22 protein-coding genes are annotated in these 23,169 nt (G+C 54.4%); all 22 read right to left on the reverse strand.

Annotated features, from left to right (window positions below):
- Positions 1 to 74: 74 nt before the first annotated feature.
- The 22 genes from pyrE to KNP80_RS03965 all read right to left on the reverse strand — a co-directional run bounded on the left by pyrE (position 75) and on the right by KNP80_RS03965 (position 23,166).
- Entirely contained in the window at positions 75 to 704 is a 630-nt protein-coding gene (gene pyrE / locus KNP80_RS03860; protein ID WP_131471147.1) for an orotate phosphoribosyltransferase, read from the reverse strand.
- The gene (pyrF, locus tag KNP80_RS03865; RefSeq protein WP_214832340.1) at positions 688 to 1,392 is read right to left on the reverse strand and encodes an orotidine-5'-phosphate decarboxylase; all 705 of its coding nucleotides are present in this window, start codon (positions 1,390 to 1,392) and stop codon (positions 688 to 690) included. Before pyrF ends, pyrE begins: the two co-directional genes overlap by 17 nt.
- Positions 1,367 to 2,293: a dihydroorotate dehydrogenase gene (locus KNP80_RS03870; RefSeq protein ID WP_214719470.1), complete on the reverse strand. Its 927-nt coding sequence runs from the start codon at positions 2,291 to 2,293 to the stop codon at positions 1,367 to 1,369. Before KNP80_RS03870 ends, pyrF begins: the two co-directional genes overlap by 26 nt.
- Entirely contained in the window at positions 2,290 to 3,009 is a 720-nt protein-coding gene (locus tag KNP80_RS03875; protein ID WP_214832341.1) for a dihydroorotate dehydrogenase electron transfer subunit, read from the reverse strand. The genes KNP80_RS03870 and KNP80_RS03875 overlap by 4 nt, the downstream gene beginning before the upstream one ends.
- The gene (carB, locus tag KNP80_RS03880; RefSeq protein WP_214833715.1) at positions 3,006 to 6,209 is read right to left on the reverse strand and encodes a carbamoyl-phosphate synthase large subunit; all 3,204 of its coding nucleotides are present in this window, start codon (positions 6,207 to 6,209) and stop codon (positions 3,006 to 3,008) included. The genes KNP80_RS03875 and carB overlap by 4 nt, the downstream gene beginning before the upstream one ends.
- Before the next feature lies 1 nt (position 6,210).
- On the reverse strand, positions 6,211 to 7,293 hold the full coding sequence (locus KNP80_RS03885) for a carbamoyl phosphate synthase small subunit (protein WP_214832344.1): 1,083 nt from the start codon (positions 7,291 to 7,293) through the stop codon (positions 6,211 to 6,213).
- Positions 7,271 to 8,551, reverse strand: coding sequence for a dihydroorotase (locus KNP80_RS03890; protein ID WP_214833718.1), 1,281 nt, complete (start codon positions 8,549 to 8,551; stop codon positions 7,271 to 7,273). Before KNP80_RS03890 ends, KNP80_RS03885 begins: the two co-directional genes overlap by 23 nt.
- Complete coding sequence (locus KNP80_RS03895) at positions 8,548 to 9,453, reverse strand: aspartate carbamoyltransferase catalytic subunit (RefSeq protein ID WP_021067059.1); 906 nt, start codon at positions 9,451 to 9,453, stop codon at positions 8,548 to 8,550. Before KNP80_RS03895 ends, KNP80_RS03890 begins: the two co-directional genes overlap by 4 nt.
- 130 nt (positions 9,454 to 9,583) lie before the next feature.
- Positions 9,584 to 10,885, reverse strand: coding sequence for a uracil-xanthine permease family protein (locus KNP80_RS03900; protein WP_214833721.1), 1,302 nt, complete (start codon positions 10,883 to 10,885; stop codon positions 9,584 to 9,586).
- Positions 10,886 to 10,934: 49 nt separating this feature from the next.
- On the reverse strand, positions 10,935 to 11,468 hold the full coding sequence (gene pyrR / locus KNP80_RS03905) for a bifunctional pyr operon transcriptional regulator/uracil phosphoribosyltransferase PyrR (RefSeq protein ID WP_021067057.1): 534 nt from the start codon (positions 11,466 to 11,468) through the stop codon (positions 10,935 to 10,937).
- A gap of 201 nt (positions 11,469 to 11,669) precedes the next feature.
- Complete coding sequence (locus KNP80_RS03910) at positions 11,670 to 12,581, reverse strand: RluA family pseudouridine synthase (protein ID WP_214719477.1); 912 nt, start codon at positions 12,579 to 12,581, stop codon at positions 11,670 to 11,672.
- Positions 12,581 to 13,054 (reverse strand): signal peptidase II, encoded by a 474-nt coding sequence (lspA, locus tag KNP80_RS03915; protein WP_021067055.1) that lies wholly within the window; start codon positions 13,052 to 13,054, stop codon positions 12,581 to 12,583. The genes KNP80_RS03910 and lspA overlap by 1 nt, the downstream gene beginning before the upstream one ends.
- A 58-nt stretch (positions 13,055 to 13,112) precedes the next feature.
- Positions 13,113 to 15,839 (reverse strand): isoleucine--tRNA ligase, encoded by a 2,727-nt coding sequence (ileS, locus tag KNP80_RS03920; protein WP_058763332.1) that lies wholly within the window; start codon positions 15,837 to 15,839, stop codon positions 13,113 to 13,115.
- A 270-nt stretch (positions 15,840 to 16,109) separates the two neighbouring features.
- The gene (locus KNP80_RS03925; RefSeq protein ID WP_021067053.1) at positions 16,110 to 16,655 is read right to left on the reverse strand and encodes a DivIVA domain-containing protein; all 546 of its coding nucleotides are present in this window, start codon (positions 16,653 to 16,655) and stop codon (positions 16,110 to 16,112) included.
- A gap of 18 nt (positions 16,656 to 16,673) precedes the next feature.
- The gene (locus KNP80_RS03930; RefSeq protein ID WP_214833724.1) at positions 16,674 to 17,444 is read right to left on the reverse strand and encodes a YlmH family RNA-binding protein; all 771 of its coding nucleotides are present in this window, start codon (positions 17,442 to 17,444) and stop codon (positions 16,674 to 16,676) included.
- Complete coding sequence (locus KNP80_RS03935) at positions 17,445 to 17,717, reverse strand: YggT family protein (protein ID WP_021067051.1); 273 nt, start codon at positions 17,715 to 17,717, stop codon at positions 17,445 to 17,447. It lies immediately after the preceding gene.
- 4 nt (positions 17,718 to 17,721) lie between these two features.
- Positions 17,722 to 18,189: a cell division protein SepF gene (locus tag KNP80_RS03940; RefSeq protein WP_029595732.1), complete on the reverse strand. Its 468-nt coding sequence runs from the start codon at positions 18,187 to 18,189 to the stop codon at positions 17,722 to 17,724.
- Between the two features lie 23 nt (positions 18,190 to 18,212).
- Positions 18,213 to 18,866, reverse strand: a complete 654-nt coding sequence (locus KNP80_RS03945) for a YggS family pyridoxal phosphate-dependent enzyme (RefSeq protein ID WP_214833727.1) — start codon at positions 18,864 to 18,866, stop codon at positions 18,213 to 18,215.
- Positions 18,863 to 19,624 carry a peptidoglycan editing factor PgeF gene (pgeF, locus tag KNP80_RS03950; protein WP_214719480.1) on the reverse strand — a complete coding sequence of 254 codons (762 nt, stop codon included), beginning with the start codon at positions 19,622 to 19,624 and terminating at the stop codon, positions 18,863 to 18,865. The genes KNP80_RS03945 and pgeF overlap by 4 nt, the downstream gene beginning before the upstream one ends.
- Positions 19,625 to 19,678: 54 nt before the next feature.
- Positions 19,679 to 20,824: a cell division protein FtsZ gene (gene ftsZ, locus KNP80_RS03955; protein ID WP_021067047.1), complete on the reverse strand. Its 1,146-nt coding sequence runs from the start codon at positions 20,822 to 20,824 to the stop codon at positions 19,679 to 19,681.
- A 48-nt stretch (positions 20,825 to 20,872) separates the two neighbouring features.
- Positions 20,873 to 22,108: a cell division protein FtsA gene (ftsA, locus tag KNP80_RS03960; protein ID WP_483297737.1), complete on the reverse strand. Its 1,236-nt coding sequence runs from the start codon at positions 22,106 to 22,108 to the stop codon at positions 20,873 to 20,875.
- A gap of 287 nt (positions 22,109 to 22,395) precedes the next feature.
- Entirely contained in the window at positions 22,396 to 23,166 is a 771-nt protein-coding gene (locus tag KNP80_RS03965) for a cell division protein FtsQ/DivIB (RefSeq protein WP_214719482.1), read from the reverse strand.
- Between the last annotated feature and the right edge of the window lie 3 nt (positions 23,167 to 23,169).

Genomic DNA, 23,169 nt, shown 5'->3' on the forward strand with positions numbered 1-23,169 from the left:
CTATTCTAACATGTTCAGTATGCCATGTACCGAATAGAAAAAGAATCCGCCCGGAGGTGGATTCTCGTTACAGATTATGAAGATAAGACACGTTCGCTCCAACCTGTCGGATCGTTTCGCCAGTCACGTAAGGAAGCATATTCTTCTTTACTGATGATTCGCTTCTTGACGGCAACGTCGAGCAAATCCGAAAGTGTAATCAGTGCATGCGCCGTGAAGCCGGAGTCTAACAGATTGATGGCGAGGCGGCTCAGACTGTAGGAGAAAATCGCTTGAATCTTGACGACTTCCCCGCCGGCTTCCTGAATCGCTTTGGCGGCCTCGATGCTCGACGAGCCGGTCGACAACAAGTCTTCAATCACGACGACACGAGCCCCCGGTTCAAACCGGCCCTCGATTTGATTCCCTTTCCCATGTCCTTTCGCACTCGAACGGACGTAGACGAGCGGCAACCCGAGCCGGTCGGCGACAAGCGTCGCATGGGGAATTCCCGCTGTCGCTGTCCCGGCGATGACGTCGACATCGAGCGGACGGATCACCTCAACGAGCGCGTCGATGATGAGGTTGCGGACGTCAGGATAGCTGAGCGTCAAGCGATTGTCACAATAAATCGGACTCTTCATCCCGCTCGACCACGTATACGGATTTTCTGGTGATAGGGTCACGGCCTCGATTTGTAATAAAGCTTCAGCGATTTGTCTCATAAGTTCGACTCCATTCTTGTAAGTAGTATGCATAGGCAGCGTTCGGGTCTTCAGCCCGGGTGATGGGTCGGCCGACGACGATGGCCGACACACCGGCGTCACGAGCCGCTTTCGGCGTGGCGATCCGGACTTGGTCGTCCGCTGTCTCGTTCATGCGGATACCGGGCGTCACGGTCAAAAATGACGAGCCGAGCGCTTGGCGAATCGAGTGGGCCTCATGCACGGACGCGACGACTCCGTCGAGCCCGGCCCGGCCGGCCATGGAAGCCTGGCGAAGGACGGCCTGTTCCAATCCTCCTTCGATGTGTAGCTCTTCGGCGAGCATTTGTTCATCGGTCGACGTCAACTGGGTGACCCCAATCAATTTCGTCGTATCAGTCACCTCACGTAAGCCGTCCAAGGCGTAACGCATCATCGTCTCGCCGCCGAACGTATGGACGTTCGTCAACTCGACGCCGAGGCGGCCGATTTGACGGAGCGTCCGCCTTGCCGTCTCCGGGATGTCATGAACTTTGACGTCTAAGAAGACCGGGTACCCGCTGTCGACGAGTTGCTCGACAAAGCGGCCCCCTTCCCGATAGAACAGTTCCATCCCGACTTTGACGGCCGGTTTTTGTTCGATTCGTTCCAATAATCGGAACGCGTCGGCGCCCGTTTCGACATCAAGCGCGAGATACAGTCTGTTCATAAGCTTTCCCCCTGATGTCTAAAATATGATCAATCCCAAGTTCGTCGAGTCGTCCTGGTAACGCTTCGATGATTTCCTGACAGACGTAAGGATTTTCAAAATTGGCCGTTCCGACCGCGACTGCCGAAGCACCCGCATAAATGAACTCCAAGACGTCGTCGACCGTCCGCACGCCGCCCATCCCGATAATCGGGATATCGACGGCCTGGGCGACCTCATAGACCATCCGAATGGCGACCGGTTTGATGGCCGGTCCAGACAAACCACCGATGCGATTGGCGAGAATCGGCTGCCCGGTCGTGACGTCGATGCGCATCCCGACGAGCGTGTTAATCATCGTGATGCCATCGGCCCCGGCCGCTTCGACCGCTTTCGCCATCGCTGTGATTGACGTGACGTTCGGTGACAGTTTGACGTATACCGGTTTTGTTGACGCCGCTTTGACGAGTCGGGTCAATTCCGCCGCCATGTCGGGATCGGTCCCAAATTGCATCCCGCCGCACTTCACGTTCGGGCACGAGATGTTCAGTTCGAGCGCCTTGATGGTCGGGTCGGCACTGAGCTCTCGCGCGACACGAATGTACTCTTCGGGCGTCGAGCCGGCCACATTGGCGATAATCTCGGTATCGAACGCGGACAAGAACGGTAGTTTGTGTTCGATGATGGCGTCGACACCCGGGTTTTGAAGGCCGATGGCGTTCAACATGCCTTGTGCCGTCTCGGCGACCCGCGGCGTCCCGTTGCCGAATCGCGACTCGCCTGTCGCCGCCTTAATCATGATTCCGCCTAACATCGATAAGTCATAGAGTTTGGCGAACTCTTCCCCGAATCCGAAACAGCCTGATGCTGGCATAATCGGATTCTTTAACTGTAAGCCTGGCAAATCGACGTGAAGTCTCATAGCGTCACCTCTTCTGCCCGAAATACCGGTCCGTCACTGCACACTTTGACGTAACCGCTTGGCGCTTCGCACACGCAAGCGAAACAAGCGCCGATGCCACACCCCATCCGATTCTCAATCGAGATATAGCGCTCTTCGATGTGTGACGCGGCGACCGCTTTCAGCATCGGTTCCGGCCCGCAGCTGAATAAGACATCGGCGTCGACCCGCGCAAGCGGACCTGTCACAAATCCCATTTCTCCATACGTTCCATCGACCGTCGTGATGATCGTCTCCCCAAGTTCACGGAACGCGTCTTCATAAAAAATGCTCGTTTTCGTATCAAACCCGAGAATTGCTACCGTCTCGATGCCACGGGCGGCGAGCAGGCGCCGCGTGTAGTAGAGCGGCGGCACCCCGATGCCCCCACCGACGAGCACGACCCGTTTACCCGTCTGTTCGAGCGGGAAACCGTTGCCGAGCGGTCCGAGGACGTCTAAGACGTCTCCCGTCCGACGCGCGGCCAAATCTGCCGTCCCACTGCCGATCACTTTATACAGGAACGTGACGACGTTGTCTTCGACGTTCGCGACCGAGAGCGGCCGGCGCAACAGCTCTGACGTCTTCATATGGAAGAACGTGCCCGGCGCAACGGCCTGCGGTGCGATCTCGATTTTCATCTCCATCGTCGCCGTCGCAATCAATCGGTTCGATAAAATGGTCGCGAGTTGTCTCATACGGTCACCCCGAATGTCGTGAAGGCCGGTAAACTCGTCGTTTGGAACGACAGGCTCTCGATGACTTGGAGCAGCGCCTCGACCGTGTCGAGCGACGTCAGGCAGAGCACCCCTTGCTCGGCCGCGGCCCGACGGATGATGAACCCGTCTTTCGTCGCAAGGGCGTCACGCGTCGTCGTGTTCAAGACGATATCGACTTCCCCTCGTTCGATGACGCTCAGCATCGTCTCTCCGGCCTCATTGATTTTCCCGACCGGGTGGACCGGCAAGCCATTTGTCGAGAGCGCATGCGCCGTGCCAGACGTGGCCATCAGGCGGAATCCGAGTCGGTTGAAACGGCGGGCGATGTCGAGCGCCTCTTCCTTGTCTTGGTCGGCGACCGTCAACAGGACGTTCCCTTTCAAGGCGATCGTCATGCCGGCGGCGACGAGTCCTTTATATAACGCCTTTTCGAGCGTGCGGTCTGTCGCCATGACTTCACCGGTCGATTTCATCTCCGGCCCAAGTGATGGGTCGACTTCTTTCAGTTTCGCGAAACTGAATACAGGGACTTTGACCGAAATCGCGTCCGCTTCCGGATGCAAGCCGGTCCCTAACCCGAGGTCTTTCAAACTCGTTCCGAGAATCGTCTGCGTGGCGATGCGTGCAACCGGAAGGCCCGTCACTTTCGAGATGAACGGGACGGTCCGGCTCGCCCGCGGGTTGACCTCGATGACGTATAAGTCGTCCGCGTAGACGAACTGGATATTGAGCAATCCTTTGATCCGGAACGCTTTGGCGAGTTTAATCGTGTAATCGACGACTTTCTGTTTTAACGCTTCGCTCAACCGCTGCGGCGGGTACACGGCAATCGAGTCGCCCGAGTGGACCCCGGCCCGTTCGATATGTTCCATGATGCCCGGGATGTAGACGTCCGTCCCGTCACAAATGGCGTCGACTTCAATCTCGATGCCCGTCAAGTAGCGGTCGATCAGGACGGGACGGTCTTTCGAGGCGACGACGGCGTGGCGCATATACCGCTCGAGCTCCGAGCGCTCATAAACGATTTCCATCGCCCGGCCGCCGAGGACGTATGATGGGCGGACGAGTACCGGATAGCCAAGCATGTCGGCACACGCGACGGCCTCTTCTACCGTGACCGCCGTCTTGCCTGGAGGCTGGGCGAGCTGTTCGGCCGAGAGCGTCGCTTCGAACGCTTTCCGGTCTTCGGCGCGGTCGATGTCTTCAAGCGATGTCCCTAAAATCTGGACCCCTTCTGCTTCGAGCGAGGCTGCCAAGTTGATGGCCGTCTGGCCACCGAACTGGACGATGACGCCGAGTGGCTGTTCGTTGCGGATGACCTCGAGTACGTCCTCGGTCGTAAGCGGTTCGAAGTAGAGTCGGTCCGAGATTGAGAAGTCGGTCGACACCGTCTCCGGGTTGTTGTTAATGATGATCGCTTCATAACCTGCGTCACGAATCGTCTGAATCGAGTGGACGGTCGCGTAGTCGAACTCGACACCTTGACCGATGCGGATCGGGCCCGAACCGAGGACGAGAATCGACGGCTTGTCCGTCTTCACGGCCTCGTTCTCAACTTCGTACGTCCCGTAAAAGTATGGTGTCTCCGAGGCGAACTCAGCCGCACACGTGTCGACCATCTTGTACACCGGACGGATGCCCCAGTCGTTCCGAAGCGTCGTCACCGTCTCCACGTTCTCGTTTACGATGCGGGCGATCATCTTATCGCTGAACCCGAGACGCTTCGTTTCGACGAGTCGTTCTTTCGTGAGCGGCTCAAGCCGGAGCGTCTCTTCATGTTGCCAAATCCGTGCGAGTTTCGATAAGAAGAAACGGTCGATTTTGGTCAGCTCATGCAACTGTTCCGTCGAATAACCGCGACGGAGTGCCTCATAAAGCATCCAGAGTCGCTCATCCGTCGGCGTCGTCAACTCGCGATCGAGCTCATCCGTCGTCAATTGTGCGAGCCGCGGTACGGCCAAGTCTTCTGTCCCGAGTTCAAGCGAACGGACAGCCTTAAGGAGCGCTTCCTCCAAGTTGCGGCCGATCGCCATCACTTCCCCGGTCGCTTTCATCTGGGTGCCGAGCCGGCGGTCAGCCGTCTCGAACTTATCGAAGGCGAAGCGCGGAATCTTAGCGACGACATAGTCGAGCGCCGGTTCGAACGAGGCGTAACTCGTCTCCGTCACCGGGTTCTTCAATTCTGACAACTTGTATCCGACCGCTACTTTCGCAGCCAACTTGGCGATCGGGTATCCCGTCGCTTTCGAGGCGAGCGCCGAACTGCGGGAGACACGTGGGTTGACCTCGATGACGTAGTACGTGAAGCTGTCCGGGTCAAGGGCGAACTGGATGTTGCATCCCCCTTCGATGCCGAGAGCGCGGATGATGTCGAGTGAGACGCTGCGGAGCATCTGATAGTCGCGGTCCGACAGTGTCTGCGTCGGAGCGAAGACGATCGAGTCGCCCGTATGGACCCCGACCGGATCAAAGTTTTCCATCGCACAGACGATGATGGCCTGGTCGCTCGAATCGCGCATCACTTCATACTCGACTTCTTTCATGCCGGCAATCGATTTCTCGAGCAACACTTGTGTCACTGGACTCGCTTTCAGTCCTGATTCGACGAACTGTTCGAATTCATTCCGGTCATGGGCAATCCCGCCACCGGTTCCTCCGAGCGTGTACGCCGGACGGATGATAATCGGATAGCCGATCCGGTCGGCAAAGCCCCAAGCCGACTCGAGCGACTGCACGATTTCGCTTTCCGGGACCCCGTGGCCGAGCTTATACATGAGGTCGCGGAACTGTTCCCGGTCCTCAGCTTGTTCGATGGCCGATAATTTTGTCCCGAGCAATTCGACGCCGCAATCTTCAAGCACACCGCGACGATCGAGTTCCATCGCCAAGTTGAGGCCGGTCTGGCCGCCGAGTGTGGCCAGGAGCGCGTCTGGTCGCTCTTGACGGATAATCCGTTCGACGAACTCCGGTTCGAGCGGTTCGATATAGACACGGTCCGCCGTCGTCGGGTCCGTCATGATTGTCGCCGGGTTCGAGTTGACGAGGATGACTTCATATCCTTCTTCTTTCAAGGCAAGACACGCCTGGGTACCAGCATAGTCAAATTCTGCCGCCTGTCCGATGACGATTGGGCCGGATCCGATTACAAGGATTTTCTGAATATCTGGTCGTTTTGGCATGTCACATTCCTACTTTCTGTTTGTTTTCTTGAACGAGTTGCATGAAACGGTCAAATAAATCGTTGGCGTCGTATGGACCCGGTGCCGCCTCGGGATGATATTGGACCGAAAACGTCGGATGATGCAGATGCTTCACACCTTCGACCGTGCCATCGTTGACGGCGCGATGCGTGACGACGAGTCCTGTCGTCGCGAGTGACGCTTCATCGACTGCGTAGCCGTGGTTTTGGGACGTGATTGTCACCGCTCCGGTCTCTAGTTCGACCACGGGATGGTTGGCACCGCGATGACCGAACGGGAGTTTGAACGTATTGGCACCGCTCGCGAGTGCGATCAACTGATGGCCGAGACAGATTCCGAAAATCGGGAGTGTCGGCATGAGGCGCTCGATGAGCGGTAACGCCGTCGGGACGTCTTTCGGGTCCCCCGGTCCGTTCGACAGCATGACGCCGTCCGGCTCATAGCGCATCACTTCTTCTGCCGTCACGTCGTGCGGCAAGACGACGACTTCACAGTCGCGTTTCACGAGTTCACGCATGATGCCGAGCTTCGCGCCGAAATCGATGAGGGCAATCCGTGGGCCGCTGCCGGTGCTGACATACGCCCGCTTCGTCGAGACACGCTCGACTTGATTGGTCGGCAGGAGAACATCGAAGCGGTGTTTGACCGTCTCCCACGTCGAGTCGCCGTCGACCATGACACCGCGCATGACGCCGAGTGAGCGCAAGTGACGCGTCAACATGCGTGTGTCGACTCCTGCTAGACCCGGGATGTTGAAGCGTTTGAGCGTATCATGAAGCGTCGCGGTCGAGCGGAAGTTCGACGGTGTGTCGCACACTTCTTTGACGATGAGCCCTTTCGCCATCGGAACGGTCGTCTCAAAATCTTCGCGGTTGACGCCATAGTTCCCGATCAACGGATTCGTCAACACAATGAGCTGGTCGCAGTACGATGGGTCAGACAACATCTCTTGATACCCGGTCATTCCGGTCTGGAAGACGACTTCCCCGATCGTCTCCACACTTGCACCAAACGCTGTTCCTACAAATGAAGTACCGTCCTCAAGCCATAATGTTCGTTTCATCGAATCTCCCCTTATATACGATTTTTCCAGCCACGATGGTCATGACCGGCCAGCCAACTAGTTTCTTCCCAGCGAACGGTGTGTTCTTCCCTTTCGAGCGGAACGTCGTCGGATTGACGACCCGCTCCGTCTCAGGGTCGATGAGGGCGAGGTCCGCCGCTCGGCCGACTTCAATCACACCGTACGGCAACCCGAACACGTCGCTCGGTCGTTTCGTCATCCACTCGATGAGCGCCGCCTCTTCCATCTGTCCTGTTTTGACGAACGTCGTGTACAAGAGCGGGAACGCCGTTTCGAAACCGGTGATCCCGAACGGGGCCCGTTCCATGCCGGCCGCCTTCTCCTCGGCCGTGTGCGGGGCGTGGTCGGTCGCGATCATATCGATCGTGCCATCGAACAAGCCCTCGAGTAGCGCCTCCCGGTCGTCCGCGCTCCGGAGCGGTGGATTCATTTTAAAGTTCGGGTCGAGGCCCGGGATATCGTCTTCACAGAGGACGAGGTGATGCGGGGTCACTTCGGCCGTGACCCGGATACCAGCTCGTTTGGCGTCGCGGATGACGCGCACCGACTGTCGTGACGAGACGTGGCAGACGTGATAGTGACAGCCTGTCTCTTCGGCGATCAAGACGTCCCGGGCGATATGGATGCTCTCGGCGAGGCTCGGGATGCCTTGGATGCCATGTTCTTCACTGAACCGGCCTTCGTGGACCGAACCGGCCTTGAGCGTATTGTCCTCGCAGTGGGCGACGACCGCCTTGTCGAGTCGTTTCGCTTCCCGCATCGCCGTACGCATCATTGCTGCCGATTGGACGCCGACCCCGTCGTCGGTGAAGGCGAACGAATCGGCGAGCGAGGCCATATTGACTTGCTCGGTGCCGAGCTGTCGTTTCGTGATGGCGGCGTATGGCAGGACACGCACGATGGCGTCTTGCTCGATTTTTGCCAACAGCTGGTCCATAGTGGCGCGGTCGTCTGGGACCGGACGCGTGTTCGGCATCGCACAGATTGTGGTGAATCCGCCGGCCGCAGCCGCCTCTGTCCCGGTCTTGATTGTCTCTTTCTTCTCCCCACCCGGTTCGCGCAAGTGGACGTGGACATCGACGAGTCCCGGGATGAGTAGCATCCCTGTCGCATCGATCACTTCGTGTCCTTCAGTCGTGCCGTTATAGTCGACCGAGCGGATTTCGCCGTCCTCAATCAATAGCGTCGTCGTCCGTTTCGTGTTCCCGTCATACCAAGTTGCGTGTTGAAGTATCATAATTGTCCCCCTAATGCTCGATTTAAGATGGCCATCCGGGCGTAAACGCCGTTCGTCATCTGTGGAAAGATACGCGACTGCGGATGTTCGATTAAACTGCCGGCAATCTCGACGTCCCGATTGACCGGGGCCGGATGCATGATGATGGCTTGCGGTTTCATCCGCTCGACGCGTTCCGGCGTCAAGCCGTAGCGTACATGGTAATCTTCTTTCGAGAAGATATCGCCCATGATGTGGCGTTCGTGCTGGACGCGCAACAACATGATGACGTCACAGTCGGCCAACACGTCGTCGAGGTCACGATGCTCGAGCCCCATCGACTCGTCCCACCAGGAGGCGGGGCTGCAGCCGACGACGTTCGCACCGAGCCGTTTGAGCACCGAGGCGTTCGAGCGGGCGACACGGCTATGGACGAGGTCGCCGCAGATGGCGATATTCAATCCCTCGAACGTCTTGAACTCTTCAAAGATCGTGACGAGGTCGAGGAGTGACTGGGAAGGATGTTCCCCGCTCCCGTCACCGCCGTTCAACACCGGGATATTCAATGTTTCGACGAGTTCATGATAGTATCCCGACTCCGGATGGCGGATGACGAGGGCATCGACCCCAATCGCCTCGAGCGTCTTGCACGTGTCGTAGAGCGTCTCACCTTTCGTCACCGAAGACGTCGCCACGTCGAACGGGATTTCCTGGACCTTCAAATGCCGTTCGGCCATTTGAAACGAATTTTTCGTTCGCGTCGAGTTTTCAAAGAATAAATTCGCGACCGTCTTCCCATCGAACAATGGGGGCATGTTCCCTTGTTTATAACGGAGCGACTCCTCGATCAAACCCATAATCTCGTCGAGGGATAGCGTGTCCAAGCTGACAAAATGCTTCGGTTGTTGTTTGATGATGTTCATGTTCGTCTCCTCCTTTTATGTGAAGGCAAAGAGAAAAGGCGTCTCTTCACCTACGTGAAGGGACGCCTTTATCTGGGCAGAACACACCCAAATAAACGAGCCTTCACTTTGCCGACCTCACGGGATCGAATTAAAAGTTACTTGCTTGTCGTGTGTCTTCAATTGTTTCAGCAGCAGGTTCTTCCACGCTTTCCGCTTTTGGCAAGAAGGCGTTCAAGAGAATCCCGACGACCGTTGCGAGCGCCATCCCTTGGACCGGGAAGCTGCCGAGTTGTACCATCGCCCCACCAAGTCCGATGACGAGGATGACCGAGGCGATGATGAGGTTGCGTTTCTCGGCGAGATCGACGTTGCTCTCGACCATCGTCCGGAGACCATTCGAGGCGATGACCCCGAACAAGAGAATCGAGATGCCGCCTTTGACCGGGTTCGGAATCGTCGAGATGAACGCTTCGACGTGTCCGAGGAATCCGAAACTGATGGCCATGAGTGCCGCTCCGGCGATGACGTAGACGCTATACACTTTCGTGATAGCCATGACCCCGTTGTTCTCACCGTAAGTCGTACACGGTGGACCACCGAGTGCCGAGGCGACCGCTTTCCCGACCCCATCGCCGAGGAGGGTCCGATGGAGACCTGGGTCTTTCATCGTCTCGCGGCCGATGATTTTCGACGTGACCATCTGGTCGCCGATATGTTCCGTCATCGTGACGAGTGCGACGGGGACGATGGCGAGGAGTGCCCCGACTTGCCACATCGGCATGTAGTCGACGAACACCATCGTGAAGTCAGGCAGTTGGAACAAGCTCGCTTGTCCGAGCGCCGAGTAGTCGATGATTCCGAACAGTGCGGCGATGAGGTAACCACCGATGATGCCGAACAAAATCGGGACAGCGCCCCATACTCCTTTGAGCGTCGTCATGGCGAGAATCGTAATGCCAAGCGTGAGCAACGCGACGGTGATGAACGTTCCGTTGTACGCCCCGTCTTTATTCATCGACATGTCGATGGCGACCGGTGCGAGCGATAAGCCGATGACCATGATGACCGGACCGACGACGACCGGCGGCAGCAAGCGTAGCAACCAGTTCACGCCGGTCTTATAGATGATGAGCGAGACGACGCCGTAAACGGAACCGGCGATGATGCCTCCGAACAAGGCGGCTTCGACACCCCATTGTTGGCTGACGGCGATAATCGGCGCGATGTACGCGAAGCTCGATCCGAGATAAGTTGGGACTTTGAAACGTGTGATGGCTAGGAATGAGAGCGTGGCCACACCGGAAGCGACGAGGGCGACGGACGTGCTTAGGCCCGTCAAAATCGGGACTAAAATCGTCGCTCCGAACATGGCAAAGACGTGTTGCAGGCTGAAGAGCAGCCATTGCGGTAAGTGAGCGGGACGCTCGTGGATGTTGAGGATGGGTTTCATATGTGGTTCTCCTTCCTGGCCTCTCTGGACCACCTTAAAGGTTTTTTGATTATTGCTGTTTGATGAATACTTCGTCTGTCGCATCGACTTCACTGAGTCTGACGACGACTTGTTCCGACTTCGACGTCGGGACGTTCTTGCCGACAAAGTCGGGGCGAATCGGTAACTCGCGGTGTCCGCGGTCGATCAAGACGGCGAGCTGGATATAATCCGGCCGACCGTGGTCGACGAGTGCGTCCATGGCAGCCCGCACTGTCCGGCCTGTATAAAGGACGTCGTCAATCAAGACGACCGTCTTGCCGTTGATATCATGCGGTAACTCGGTCGCTTTCACTTCCGGATCGAGTGATTTCTTTGATAAGTCATCCCGGTAGAGCGTGATGTCTAAGTTGCCGAGGGCGATCGGTTTGCCTTCGATTTCTTCGATTCGGCGGGCGAGCCGGTCGGCGAGCGTCTCGCCTCTGGTTTTAATCCCGACGAGTACGACGTTGTCCGTCCCTTTGTTTCGCTCGATAATCTCATGGGCGATTCGGGTAAGTGCGCGGCGGATGGCCGCTTCGTCTAAAATGGTGGAACGTTTCAACTAGTTCTCCCCTCTCACAAATTGTATAAAAAAAGAAGACTTCCTCATCCGGCTGGAAAAGGAAGTCTTCATATGTGAGGGCAGACCTCTGCCTCAAATAATCGACGTGTCGTGGCCGCGGCCACAATCCTTTCACAGCCTCTCTGGACTGGGTTTAAAGGTGTTATGCTTCCTAGACTATAAATCGGAATCGGTTGAAAGTCAACGCGTTTTCTCGATTTTGTCTAATTTGGCAAGCTCCGCCTCGAAGTCGGCTGGGAGTTTCGCCTCGAATTCAAGCCATTCGTTCGTACGCGGATGGAAGAAACCGAGCGTCGCCGCGTGGAGCGCCTGACCGTTCAATTGAATCGTACGGCGTGGACCGTATTTCGGGTCACCAGCAAGCGGATGGCCAATATAACGCATGTGAACGCGGATTTGGTGCGTCCGTCCCGTCTCCAATTTACACTCGACGAGCGTGAAATCTTTATACCGCTCGAGCAGACGGAAGTGCGTGATTGCTTCTTTCGCGTTCTTGTCGGTCACCGTCATCCGTTGACGGTCGTTCGTGTCACGCCCGATTGGCGCTTCGATTGTCCCGAGTTCATGGGCGACTTCGCCGTGGACGAGGGCGATATATTCACGCTTGATTTTACGATCCTTCAACTGGCTCGCGAGCGATTCGTGGGCCACATCGTTTTTCGCGACCATGAGGAGACCGGTCGTGTCTTTGTCGATGCGATGGACGATGCCTGGACGTTTGACGCCATTGATGCCTGACAAATCGTCACAGTGGTAGAGGAGCGCGTTAACGAGCGTCCCTGACGTATGGCCGGCCGCCGGATGAACGACCATGCCGCGTGCCTTATTGACGACGATGACATCCTCGTCCTCATAGACGACGTCGAGCGGGATATTCTCAGCTAACACTTCGAGTTCGACGGCATCTGGGACCGTCACGACGATTTCGTCGCCTTCTTGCAATTTATAGTTCGGCTTGACGATCTGTCCATTGACGAGCAGGTCTCCCGCCTTGATCCAGTCTTGGATTTGCGAACGTGACCAATCACTTTGTTCGCTCATCCATTTATCGATACGAGCCTTTTCTTCGGCGACAAATGTGTAAGTTTCCATTACGATTGTCCCCTTTCTTTGTTTAATTTTTCTTCGAACAAGACGCCGATGATCATAAAGATGACCCCGAACGTGAGCGCCATATCGGCGACATTAAAAATGGGAAAGTTGTATCCGAACGGGTACGTGTCGACAAAGTCGACGACTTCTCCGCGGAAGAGACGGTCGATAAAGTTCCCGATGGCACCGGCGAGTAGTAACCCGACGCTATAACCGAGCAAATCGAACCCGTTCACTTCTTTATGCAAGAAGTAAATCAAACCGACGACGACGATGGCCGTGACGATAAAGAAGAACACCATCTGCCCTTCGAGCATGCCCCAAGCCGCACCTTTATTACGGTAAGACGTCAAATAAAGCAACCCAGGGATGAGTTCAATCGACTGTCCGATTGTCATCGTCTGGACGACGATCCATTTGGTCACTTGGTCGAGCAAAATGAGGAAAAGTGCTAATCCGTAGTAACGTTTCATCAGATTCTCCTTTCAAGTCATAAGAAACCGGAGTGGACGATCGCCACTCCGGTCCGGCTTATGCGATGACTTCTGTACAACGCGGGCAAAGCTCTGGGTGCTGTTCGTCTTGACCAAGCTCGGTCGAGTACGTCCAGCAGCGGGCACAAGCGGCACCATCAGCTTTCAAGACGCTGATTTCGGCTGTCGCATAATCGACATCAGCCGAGTCGACGTAATCAAGCTGTGACACTTGTAGCAATTGGCGCACGTTGTCGATCGTCTCGAGCAACTGTTTCGTCTCACCTTTCGGCGCGACGAGCAACTTCGCTTCGAGCGGTTTCCCGATCAATTTCTCACCACGTGCAATCTCGATCGCTTTCAAGACGTCGTCACGGAACGTGAGGAACTTCGACCATTTCGCAAGCAACGCCTTCTCGTCTTCCGACAATGCCGCCACTTCGTCAAGGTCCGTCAAGAAGACGCTATCCGCTTGTTTCGCCGGCACTTCTTGCCATACCTCATCCGCCGTGTGCGGAAGGATTGGGGCGAGCAATTTCGTGAGCGTGACGACCGTGTCATACATGACCGTTTGAACGGCACGACGACGCGCGTCATCTTCGCGCTCGATATACAGGATATCTTTCGTGAAGTCGAGATAGAATGACGACAACTCGTTGACACAGAAGTTATGGCTCAAGTGATAGACGGCCATGAAGTCGAACGTGTCGTATGCTTTGACGACTTTCGCTTGAAGCTGTTTGAGTTTTGTCGCCATGAAGCGGTCCGCTTCCGGCATGTCTTCGAACGCGACACGCATCGACGGGTCGAATCCGTTCAAGTTACCGAGCAAGAAGCGCAACGTGTTGCGGATTTTCCGGTATACTTCCGACACTTGTTTAAAGTTATCGTGTGACGCGCGGACATCTGACTGATAGTCGACCGACGACACCCAAAGACGGACGATTTCTGCTCCGTACTGTTTGACGAGGTCGTTCGGTGCAATCGTGTTACCGAGTGACTTCGACATCTTGCGTCCGTCTCCGTCGAGAACGAAACCGTGGCTGAGCACGTTGCGATACGGCGCTTTGCCAGTCGTCGCGACAGCCGTCGAGAGTGACGAGTTGAACCAGCCGCGGTATTGGTCCGATCCTTCAAGGTACAAGTCGGCCGGGCGGCGCAAGTTGTCGCGCTGTTCGAGTACGCCCGCATGTGACGAACCTGAGTCGAACCAAACGTCCATGATGTCGAGCTCTTTACGGAACTCGCCGTTCGGGCTGTTCGGGTGTGTGAAGCCTGCTGGCAACAAGTCTTTCGCTTCGCGCTCATACCAGACGTTCGATCCGTGTTCATGGAACAAGTTGGCGATATGTTCGATCGTCTCGTTCGTGATGATTTCCGTTCCGTCTTCGGCATAGAAGATCGGGATTGGAACACCCCAGGCGCGTTGACGGCTGATGACCCAGTCCCCACGGTCACGGACCATGTTGTAAAGACGTGTCATGCCCCATTCCGGCACCCAGTTCACTTCTTCGATTTCACGGAGCATATCGGCCCGGAAGTCTTTGATTGAGGCGAACCATTGCGGAGTCGCGCGGAAGATGACCGGTTTTTTCGTACGCCAGTCGTGCGGGTACGAGTGTTTGATGAATTTCAAGTTGAGCAAGTAGCCGTTCTCTTCGAGCTTCATCCCGATTTGTTTGTTCGCGTCTTCATAGAACAAGCCTTCGAAACCTGGCGCCTCATCCGTCATATAACCACGGTCGTCGACCGGGCACAAGACGTCGAGTCCGTACGCTTGTCCGACACGATAGTCGTCTTCCCCGTGTCCAGGTGCCGTATGGACGAGACCTGTCGCGTCAGCCGTGACGTGATCGCCGATCATGACGAGCGAGGTCCGGTCGTAGAGCGGGTGTTGCGCCGTCATGTACTCGAACTCACGTCCGTTCCAAGAACCGCTCACCGTGTAATCCGTCCACTTGAGTGCCGTCGTCACTTCTTCCACGAGCGATTCGGCGACGATATACCCTTTGCCGTCATGCTCGATACGCGTGTACGTCAACTCGTCGCTGACCGCGATCCCGAGGTTGGCTGGAATTGTCCACGGTGTCGTCGTCCAGATAACGAAATGATCGGTCGTCTGAAGAACGTCTTTCCCGTCGACGACTTGGAACGCCACGTAAATGGCCGGTGACTTCTTGTCGTAATATTCGATTTCTGCCTCTGCGAGCGCCGATTCAGAAGAAGGTGACCAATAGACCGGTTTCTTCCCTTTATAGATGTAGCCCTTTTCGGCCATCGTCCCGAAGAGACGGATTTGAGCCGCTTCGTATTCTGGGAGGAGCGTGATGTACGGGTTGTCAAAATCAGCGAGCAATCCGAGGCGTTTGAACTGTTCACGTTGCGAGTTCACTTGTTCCATCGCATACGCTGCACACTTCTCACGGAACTCGGCGACCGTCATTTCTTTGCGGTTGACACCCGCTTTTTGTAGCGCGTTCTCGATTGGGAGACCGTGTGTGTCCCAGCCCGGAATCATCGGTGACTGGTAGCCGTTCAATGATTTGAAACGGACGATGATGTCTTTCAATACTTTGTTGAGCGCGTGGCCCATATGGATGTCACCGTTCGCGTACGGAGGTCCGTCGTGAAGGATGTATTGCGGTTTCCCGGCGTTTTTCTCTTGGACGCGGTTGTATAGGTCCATTTGTTCCCAAGCCTCATGCATCGCTGGCTCACGTTTAGGCAGATTTCCGCGCATCGCGAATTCTGTGTCAGGCATCAATAGTGTGTCTTTGTAGTTCATTGAAACTCCTCCTGCATCTTTTTTTGACAACAAAAAAACCCGCCCCTAATAGGGACGAGTTAGTCGACTCGCGGTACCACCCTACTAATCTCAGGGAAAACCCCGAGACCGCTCTTGGTAACCGATAACGAGGTCAGGCGGTCGCGCTTACTAACTTCAGCCCGACACTCATAGGGGATACCGATAAAGTCTTTCTCTTAGGCTTGCACCTTCCCTAAGTCGCTTCGTAGGTATGACTTTATCGACGTGTCCTAATCGACGTATTGTGTATTATCCGTGATGTTTTGTTGGTATGACTTCGTCGTCATTATACGCAAGTTCGGTCGTATCGTCAAGAACCGTCTGGACCGGCGGCTCCCCGACAATCGTGTCCCATTCAGTGCTGTTCAAGAGCTCCATCTGAGCATCGACGAGGACGCGGAACCGGGTCCGGTACAATTCGACTTTCTTGAGCATTTGAATGACTTCACGTTCGGCGAGTTGCTCTTTGCGTGACGCTTCTTCCTCACGGGCGAGCGCCTCGCGTTCGGCTTGCTTCAAAATGAGACTCGCTTCCTTGGCCGCGTTCGTCTTCACTTCTTCAGCTGCCTCTTGGGCGACGATAATCGATTTGTTCAACGTGTCTTCCATCGAGGAGAAGTAGTCGATACGGGCTTGCATATCGTTGACGAGCTCTTCGTACCTTCTATTCTCACGAATCAATAGTTCAAATTCTTTAATGATTTGATCTAAAAATTCATTGACCTCATCGATATCGTACCCGCGAAAACGAGTCGAGAACTCTTTATTATGAATATCAATCGGTGTCAACGCCATTCGACTTTCCTCCTAAGTTCAACGTATGATGCCATACTGGATTTTTATTTTCTCACGCTTTGTCGAGCCGAGAATCGCCGTCAGTTTGACACGGCCATACCCTCGGATCGAGACCAAATCGTCTGGTTCAAGGATGAAGCTCGGATCATCAATCGGTTTATGATTCACTTTACAGTCTCCATGTTTGACGAGCGCCTGCGCTTTTTGCCGAGATAAACCGAGCACTTCGCTGACGACCGTGTCAAACCGGAGTGATGAGACGATACCGAACTCCTCGCTCCATTTGACTTCAGGTACGACGAGCACAGCCTCAGGCACCACTTCGGAGATGCGAATCCGAGCCTTGCCGACCCGATCGACGTTCATCTCGATGAAACTAGCCGCGTCACGCGTCGTGGCGAACTGGGCGATGCCATCATCAAGGACGACGTCGCCAAACTTCTGCCGCTTCAACCCGGCGTTCAAGAGCGTTCCCGTCACTTGACGGTGCGTCAATTCGACGAACTTGGTCGGATAGTCGATTTGACGAATCGCAATCTCGAAATCGTTCGGATCGAGCTCGTAATAATCCGGAGCCAGGATCAGACGACGCCGTTCCGCGCCGACAAATCCGCCATCCTCGTAAATCGCGAGCTGCTTTCCGACGAGTTGCCGGACGATTTGTTGCTCGCGTGGATCTAAAAAGTCCGTCACTTTAAACATATAGTTGTTCTCGACTTGTTGAACCCAATCGAGCACTTGCTCGATAAATGCCCGTTCGTTCGGTCGATAATGATCGAAGACGCTCATTTAAATACCGAAAATCGCACGCACTCCAAATTGCGCCATCCGTAGCACAAATAAAGCGACGATTGGGGAGATGTCGAGCATCCCGCCGATTGGTGGGATGATGCGACGAAACGGATTCAAAAACGGTTCGCAAAGATACGACAAGATTTGACCAAACTTTGATTCACGCGCATTTGGGAACCACGATAATAAAATATAGGCAATCAAGACCCAACTATAATATCCAAGTAATGTAACGATCGTGTTGCCTAACGCAGGTATAGCATTTTCCATTCAGTTACCACCCTTTACTATTGAGTTCGTCCTCCGAAATCAAGTTCGAGATCGACCCCGTCAACTCGATGTTGTTCGGAGTACATAGAATCGTGTTATGTCCAATCGACGTCATCGTCCCTTCTAACGCATAGACGACACCTGACAAGAAGTTGACGACTTGACGAGACTGCTCTTTCGACATCCGTTGAAGGTTGACGATGACGGCCCGGTTTTCTTTCAACTGGTCGCTGATATCTTGGGCTTCGGCGAATACACGCGGCTCGGCCAAGACGACTTTTGAACGTTCTTTCTTCTTCGTGTTCAACGCGACGATATTGTTCGATGTTTTCGGACGGTCCTCAGTTTTGACGATTGCCTCCGTCATCGGTTGTGTCTTCGTTTCGGCGACAGCATACTCGTCTCCTTCGAACTGGTTGTTCGGATCTTCCTCGAGTCCAAAGAAGTCCTTCATTTTGTTTTTGATTGACATAACGGATTCCTCCTTAAAATATATTATTGCACAAGTACGGTTCCAATACGAACAAACGATGCGCCTTCTTCAATCGCCAACGTGTAGTCATTAGACATCCCCATTGACAGTTCGGTACACGGTGCATGCGGATAAGCATGACGCGCGACGTCATCGCGCAATTGTCTCAAGTTTCGGAACGTCTCCCGAATCACCGTCTCGTCCTCTGTGAACGGGGCCATCGTCATCAAGCCGATGATCCGCACGTGAGGATACTGTTTACAGTTCTCGATGAACGGGATGACTTCCTCTTTTTCGAGACCATGTTTTGATGCTTCGCCCGATACGTTCACTTGCACGAAACAATCGATCACGCCTTGGGCACGTTTATTGATCTCTTCAGCGAGCGAAAGGCGGTCGAGCGAATGAATCGCTGCCACATGGTCGATAATTTGTCTTACTTTACGTGTCTGCAGGCTACCGATGAAATGAAACTTGGCATCAGTCGGCAACTGTTCGACTTTTTCAAGCAATCCTTCGGGACGATTTTCGCCGAAGTCGCGGATGCCTTCTGCATAGAGGGCGTTCGCCACGTCGGGACCGACCGATTTCGTGACCGCGATGAGCGTCACCGCTTGATCGGTCCGATGCGCGTCGATCGTCTGTCTGACTTGATTCACATTATTGGCTATACTCACGATTTCTTCTCCTTGACGAGGACGGCCGCAAAGCGACGCTTGGCGTCTCCGTTCCGATACGAGAAAAAGGTTTGATCAGAAACGGTCGACAAGTTCGATTGGGTAACCTCGATATTTCGTTCCACAGCGAGCGTCTCATTCACTCGTTGCAGGGATAGACGGGCGTGGCCTGCTCGTTCGTCCATGACCGATGACGCATACGCAGCCGGTGAGACCGCTTCGACCGCATCCAGGACGCGGCGGTCGACCTCATAATGCTCGGCTGTGATGGCTGGCCCGACGAACATGTCGATCGCTTCGGCCGGAACACCGAGCGTGGCGAACGCATCCGTCATCGCGGCGACAATGTTCCCGACAGTCCCTTTCCAACCGGCATGCGCCACACCGATGACGCCATGGTGCTCGGCACAGAAGAACAGCGGGACGCAGTCGGCAAAGACGAGGGCGAGTGGCAACGCGTCGGCCGTCGTGATGAGACCGTCCGTCGCCGGAATCGTCTCGTCATAGCGATAGGCGCCTCTGCCGCGGTCGGCGTCGCCGACGACTTCAACGTTCGTCTGATGGACTTGGTCGGCCCAGACCGAATCCGCGAGGGCGAGACCCGCCGCGTCAAAGAAGTACTCCCGATTGGCGACGACCTGTTCTGCGTCATCGCCGACGTGGAGTCCGACGTTGCCTTGATTATGTCCGTCCGTCCGGGTCGTCACATAAGCCTGATAGCGATACGTCTCGGTTTCCCATGTATGTAACAGTCGCATATGATTCTCCTTTTTTAGAAAAAGGGGATGCCGAGAACCGGCACCCCCTGTTGTTTAGTTACGGCGTTGTCTTACGAACGCTGGGATGTTGATCGTCTCGTCTGGGACGTCCCCACCATAGACCGGTCTATGGAAGTTCCCTTCATCTTGTGGCGCAGCTTCTTGCGCTTTCGGTTGAGCCTCACGGTTCACTTCAGCTTCCGGTTGTTTCTTCGGTTGCTGAAGGAACGGGTTCGTCCCTTGCGCTTCTTCTGCGAATTCAGTTGCAATCACAGTAACGATAATCTCGTCGTTCAAGTTTTCGTTGATGACGGAACCGAAAATCAAGTTCACTTCTTCATCAGCGGCACTTTGAACGATTTGAGCAGCTTCCGTGACTTCGTACAAGCTGAGACTAAGTCCGCCCGTGATGTTCATCAAGACACCTTTCGCGCCTTCGATTGAAGACTCGAGAAGTGGAGATGAGATGGCTTTCTTCGCTGCTTCAACGGCACGGTTCTCGCCAGTGGCGACACCGACACCCATGAGCGCCGAACCTTTTTCAGTCATGATCGTCTTGACGTCAGCGAAGTCAAGGTTGATGAGACCAGGAATGGCAATCAAGTCCGTGATCCCTTGGACACCTTGGCGAAGGACGTTATCCGCTTCACGGAACGCTTCGATCATCGGCGTGTTGCGCTCGACGATTTCAAGCAACTTGTCGTTTGGAATGACGATGAGTGTATCAACTTTTTCTTTGAACGCTTGAATCCCGTGTTGGGCGTGTTGCATACGTTTGCGTCCTTCAAACATGAACGGTTTCGTGACGACACCAACTGTGAGCGCTCCGATTTCTTTTGAAATCTCGGCGATGACAGGTGCTGCTCCCGTTCCGGTTCCTCCGCCCATTCCAGCTGTGACGAAGACCATATCCGCGCCATCGAGCGCTTCAATCAACTGCTCACGGCTCTCTTCTGCCGCTTTTTTACCGATATCCGGATTAGCGCCGGCACCGAGGCCACGCGTCAATTTCGCTCCGAGTTGAAGCTTCACGTCCGCTTTCGACATGTTGAGTGCTTGCGCGTCCGTGTTGACGGCGATGAACTCGACACCTTGTACTCCGTGCTCGATCATGCGGTTGACAGCGTTTGAACCGCCGCCCCCGACTCCAATTACTTTAATTTTTGCTACGGCGTCAATCGCCTCATCAAAGTACATCATTTCAGGTATCCCCCTACGTAATTTCCAATTGTTAACACAACGTCAAATTTACACGCCAAATAATTTTTCCATTAATCGACCGAAACCGTTTTTCGTCTCACGGTCGTCCTGAACCACATTATCGTCGTGGTCATGGTCGTTCCCGGATTGAGACGCGCCGTCTGGTTTTGCGACGGCTACACGGTCATCCGACTTTTCAAGTCGTGACTTCGAGACGTGGTGATCGCTCATAAGCACGTACTTGAGGACGCCGACCGCGGTCGCGTATTTCGGATGTCTGACGCCAATCGACGATGGCTGATACAGTCTCGTCTTTTGACCCATGACACGAGTCGCTAGTTCTTGGATGCCAGGTAAAGCAGCGGCCCCACCACAGAGGAGATAGCCTCCGCTGAGCGTTGGAACGCCTACCTTTTGCACTCTATTCAACACGAGTGTGAACATTTCCTCTATTCTTGCCTCTAAAACGTAACTAATTTCTGATTGCGGTTCGAACGTGACTTCCCCGTTGATGTTCGTGAACGAGAATCCTTCTGAGACGTCTGCCATCTCTTCAAGGGCAAGTCCGTATTCTTCTTTCGCCACTTTGGCGTCTTGGTATTTGCAATTGAGCTTATACACCAAGTCGCGCGTCATATGATCGCCTCCGACCGGAAGGATATATGAGTAGACGAGGTCGCCTCGATAGAAGACCGAGACGGTCGTTTTTTCATGTCCGATATCGACCAAACCGATGCCAAGATCGATTTCATCGACCGATGCCGCACTCATGCCGAGCGCCAAGTTGCCGAGGACGAAACCTTCTAGTTTCAATCCTGCCCGTTCGATGGAACGACGAATACTATGTAAAATCGTCTTCGAACCGGTCACCATCTTACCGTGCATCTCTAAACGGTAACCGAGCATTCCGCGGGGATCGACGACACCTGTCTGTTGATCGACCGTGAAAGAAGAAGGAATAACATCGATGACGCTCATCTCATCCGGCAAGCGCATAACTTGCGCCGAATTGATGACTTCGATGACGTCTGTATCCGTAATTTCTTGGTCTTCTCGTTTAACTGATGCAATTCCATGACATGGGGCGATTTGGATATGTTCCCCTTCGATGGCAACGTATACCGACCGAATTTGATCACCTAGCGCCGCTTCGGCATGTTCGACGGCTTGCTTGATGGCTTGAACCGTCTTATCGATGTCGACGACGGCGCCACGTTTTACTCCTGCAGACGGGGCACACCCCTCCGCCAAAATGTTAAGCGTTCCCCCGAGTAATTCACCCACGACGAGCTTAATTTCTGACGTTCCTATATCCAATGCGGCCACATAACCATTCGCTTCCAAAAGGGAAACACCTCCGCGCTTTAATTTCTGTGATTGAATTCCGTTACATTGTTACAGATATCCAAAAATATTGTTAGGTCCGGCAAGATATCTCACGTCTAAGTTTACAACAAATAAGATAGTGAGAAAAGGTAGAATCCTACAAATTACGCAGTTTTGGGGTGTCAATTCGATTACAATCGATAAAAAAACAGCCCTTATGTGTCTAAGGGCTGTAAAAATTCAGATTATTCTTTCGGTTTTTCGTACGGGACGAAATAATATCCACCATCCATAACGACGGTTCCGCGTTGTCCTTTTGGAATGTTCTCATAGATTTCGCCGTATTTCGATACCGTTTGACTGAGCTTGAACGTCGGCGTCTGAATCGTGTTACCGTCGTTCATATAAATCTCATATCGCGTCGGTTCGCCTTTCTGTTTCGAGAAGACGATTTCTGACATTCGGGCCCGCATCGCGTCATCGACTTGCTCGAGTTCACTCGCGATTTTCTCGAGTTCCGCCGAATCCGTGAATTCACGCAACAACGGACCATCTTTTAGTTTCGCTGGATCCGTGATGGACCCGGTCGGATGCAACGAACCATCAGCAAGGACGACGACTTCCTCTTCGTCCGTTCGAGAGTAAGCAATCATTTTCTCTTCTTCAACGTCAATCGTCACGACGTTATACCAAGAACGGTCGACGTTGACATCTTTCACGCCAGGCACTTTACGAAGTTCCTGTTCAATCCCGTTCGGCGAGACTTGAACAATTTTCGTGGACGTGTCGATGTCCGTTTCGGCGAGCACATACGCTTCTGTCAACCAAGACAGGCCGTTCACGTTCACCGCTTTCACATCAGACACCGATGTCTGCATATATACGACGAGCGCAATCAACACCGCGAACAACAACAGGATGGTCGACAACCGTCGGTTCGCTTTCTTACGGCGTTGATCTTTCATATACGGGATCCGGTCTTCCAAACTACGAACGGTATTCTGACGTGTCTCCATGGC

Origin of the sequence: Exiguobacterium sp. E4787, assembly GCF_018618375.1 — a bacterium.
Lineage (GTDB): Bacteria > Bacillota > Bacilli > Exiguobacteriales > Exiguobacteriaceae > Exiguobacterium > Exiguobacterium chiriqhucha.